The organism is Paraconexibacter sp. (genome assembly GCF_041602235.1).
Lineage (GTDB): Bacteria > Actinomycetota > Thermoleophilia > Solirubrobacterales > Solirubrobacteraceae > Paraconexibacter.
Map to the genome: position 1 here is coordinate 1 of NZ_JBFIGP010000385.1, position 2,838 is coordinate 2,838.

The window sequence follows — 2,838 nt, forward strand, 5'->3', positions numbered from 1 at the left end:
GATCAGCGCGGCGCCGACCGGCACGAGCACGGCCTTCTCGGCGTACTCGGAAACGGTCTCGACGGTGCCCTTGACCTCGGCGGCCTCGCTCTTGGCGGTGCTCTTGGCCTGGGTCTTGGCCTTGGTGGCGGCGGTCTTGCGAGCGGTGGCGCCGGACTTGGCGGCGCGGGTGCCGGCAGCCTTCTTCGCGGCGGTGGAGCGCTTCGTGGCGGCGGTCTTCGCCTTCACGGTCGGGGTCGTCGCCTCGGCGACGGTCTTTGCGGTATCGGTGGGGGTGTTCTCGGCCATGGTGCCTTCCTCTGCTGGCGACTAAGGATATTACTTCTAAGTCGTTCGCTCGAAGGGTACCCGGCGAACATGTGTTTGTAAACCACCGAACGATCGCCGTTACATCAGGAACGAGTGTTCGGTCGTCGGAGGGTTACGGCGCGTGGCGCCCCACGGACCACGAGCACGCGGAAACCCGGCGGCGAGACGGCCCCGGCGCGCTCAGACGCCGATGCGGGCCAGCCACGCCTCGGGCGTGCCGAGCTCGGCCCGCGTGGGCGCCGACGCCGGGTCGTCCCAGGCACGTCGCAACGCCCGGCGCCCGCCGGACGCGACGACGGCGTCGCAGAACGCCCTGCCCTCGCCGTACTGCCGGAGCTTCTCGTCGAGGCCCAGCAGTCGACTCAGGAGCATCTCCAGCGGTGAGCGCTCCGCCTCCCGGCGGGCGTCGAGCGCTGTTCGGAGCCGGTCGAGGTCGTCCACGACCTCCACGCCGACCGCGTCCATCACGTGCTCGGCATGCCCCTCGATCAGCCCCATCAGGCCCTGGACCCGGTCCAGGACCTCGCGAGCCTGCTCCCCCGCGAAGGCCGTGAGCAGGTCCCCGCCGCGGACGAGATCCAGCAGGGCGCGCGCATCTCCGAGGTTCGGCAGCCGCAGCAGGCTGCGGGCGTCCAGTCGCAGCTCCAGGGTGCTCATGAGCTCCCGGACCAGTCGGTTCAGCTCGGGCTTCAGCCACGGCACGGAGGCGAACTGGATCGCGTGGGTCAGCTCGTGCACGGCCACCCAGCGCACGAGGTCGGGCTCCGGCACGTCCAAGGTGCGCGCGACCGCCTTGAGGTTCGGCGCGACGAGCACCATCCGGGTGACGTGGTCCTCGTCGTCGCGCAGCAGACCGGGCTCCACCTGCCCCAGGACGCGCTGCGCCAGCAGCCCCGTGACCAGTCCGGCCTCCGCTCCCGCGACCGCTCCGAGCATCGACTGGAGCGGACCCTCGAGCGACGCGAACCTGCCGCCGGCCCGCAGGAGCGGCCCCTCCACGGCCGGAGCCAGGACCTCGACGTTGAGATCGATCCAGGTGCCGCGGTCGATCCACTCGGGCGGGGGGAGCTCCCCGACCGGCGTGAGCCGCGTGTAGGCCGCGATCCGTGCCGCGGCCTCGTCGCACACGCCGATGAGATCGACCGGCGGCGCGGTCCAGGGGTCCTCGGCACCTCCCGCCATGAGCCGGCCGACCATGCCGGCCACGCCCCGGTCGAGCCCGCTCATGCCGGAGCCGGAAGGGTCGAGAGACGCTGCAGGGCCTCCGGGGTCCGCGCCGCGACCACGGGCGAGACCGGCGCGAGGTCCACGACGGATGCACCGAGCGGATCCTCCAGGCCGGGGAAGGCCACGAGCCCGCCGGCCTCACGCACGATCAGCTGGGCGGCCGCCGCATCCACGCCGCGGCACTTCCACAGCGTCGCCATGCCGTCCACGCGCGTCGTGGCGACCTGGCACATCGAGATGGCGATCGAGCCGATCGCCCGGACGCGGTGCACGTGCTCCAGCAGCGCCCCGGAGGACTGCGCGATCCACTGCGGGTGGGCCGACTCGATCGCGACGAGCTCCAGGCGACCGTCCTGCACCCGCCGCTCGGGTGGAGGCTCCGCGATCCTCGTGCCGTCCAGGAACGCCCCGCCGTCGCGGATGGCGTGCCACTCCTCGCCGGGCCCGAGGTCGAACACGTAGCCGAACGCGACGTCGCGCATCGTCGGCCCGTCGGCGACCGCGATCGAGATCGCGTGGTTCGGCATCCCCCGCTTGGCGTTCATCGAGCCGTCGATGGGATCGACGACCACGTAGGGGGCGCCGCCGCCGGCACCGAAGTCGACCGTGCCGCGTTCCTCGCTGACCGCCGTGAACCGCGCCCCGCCCTGGTGCAGCGCGTCGAGCTCGGCGAACACGCAGTCCTCGGCCGCGGCGTCGATCACGAGGGTCCGGTCGCCGCCCTCCCCACGCTCGCCGGTCTCGACGACGCGCTCCCGGCTGGTCGGGTGCGACCGCAGGACCTCCTGCAATCCCGCGCGTGCGCGCCTGCACGCCCCGAGCCAGTCGTGATCGAGGTGGGGCGAGGAGGCCATCCGCTCCTATGCTAGCCCTGTGGCATCCCCGCCCGACCCGCACTCCCCGACGACGTCGCCCCTCGGCGGGCTGACCGCAGCGCAGCGACAGGCCGTCGAGCACCGCGGCGGACCGTTGCGGATCGTCGGCGGCGCGGGCACCGGGAAGACCCGGACGCTGGTCGCGCGCTTCTCCGCGCTCGTCGGCGATGGCGTCGCGCCGGAGTCGATCCTGGTGCTGACGCTGACGCCCGGCGCGGCCGACGAGCTGCGCACGCAGATCGAGGAGGCCGTCGGCGACCGGCCGTTCGAGGAGCTGGCGGTCCATACGGTCCCGGACGTGGCCGCGCGGATCCTCGACGAGGAGGCGCTCGTCGCCGGCCTGGACCCGTTCGCCCTGCCGTCGAGCCCGGCGGACCGGCTCGCGATGCTGCTGGAGCGCATGGACGAGCTGCCGCTGCGCCACCAC

Annotated in this window: 3 protein-coding genes and 1 pseudogene; 1 reads left to right on the forward strand and 3 read right to left on the reverse strand. The window is 73.1% G+C overall.

Annotation, left to right across the window (positions count from 1 at the left end; genetic code table 11):
- The 3 genes and pseudogenes from ABYE80_RS19310 to ABYE80_RS19320 form a co-directional block, all read right to left on the reverse strand.
- Positions 1 to 288 (reverse strand): annotated as a pseudogene (locus ABYE80_RS19310) (hypothetical protein); the annotation flags it as partial.
- A 201-nt stretch (positions 289 to 489) separates the two neighbouring features.
- Entirely contained in the window at positions 490 to 1,536 is a 1,047-nt protein-coding gene (locus ABYE80_RS19315; RefSeq protein ID WP_372791937.1) for a zinc-dependent metalloprotease, read from the reverse strand.
- Positions 1,533 to 2,390, reverse strand: coding sequence for an inositol monophosphatase family protein (locus ABYE80_RS19320; protein WP_372791938.1), 858 nt, complete (start codon positions 2,388 to 2,390; stop codon positions 1,533 to 1,535). The genes ABYE80_RS19315 and ABYE80_RS19320 overlap by 4 nt, the downstream gene beginning before the upstream one ends.
- A 19-nt stretch (positions 2,391 to 2,409) precedes the next feature.
- Between ABYE80_RS19320 and ABYE80_RS19325 the strand changes: the two genes are divergently transcribed.
- A partial coding sequence (locus tag ABYE80_RS19325) for a UvrD-helicase domain-containing protein (RefSeq protein WP_372791939.1) occupies positions 2,410 to 2,838 on the forward strand: 429 nt, incomplete at its 3' end.

Excerpts from the sequence above, each read along its gene's own strand:
- ABYE80_RS19315 (WP_372791937.1), bottom strand. The coding sequence starts at position 1,536 with ATGAGCGGGCTCGACCGGGGCGTGGCCGGCATGGTCGGCCGGCTCATG.
- ABYE80_RS19320 (WP_372791938.1), bottom strand. The coding sequence starts at position 2,390 with ATGGCCTCCTCGCCCCACCTCGATCACGACTGGCTCGGGGCGTGCAGG.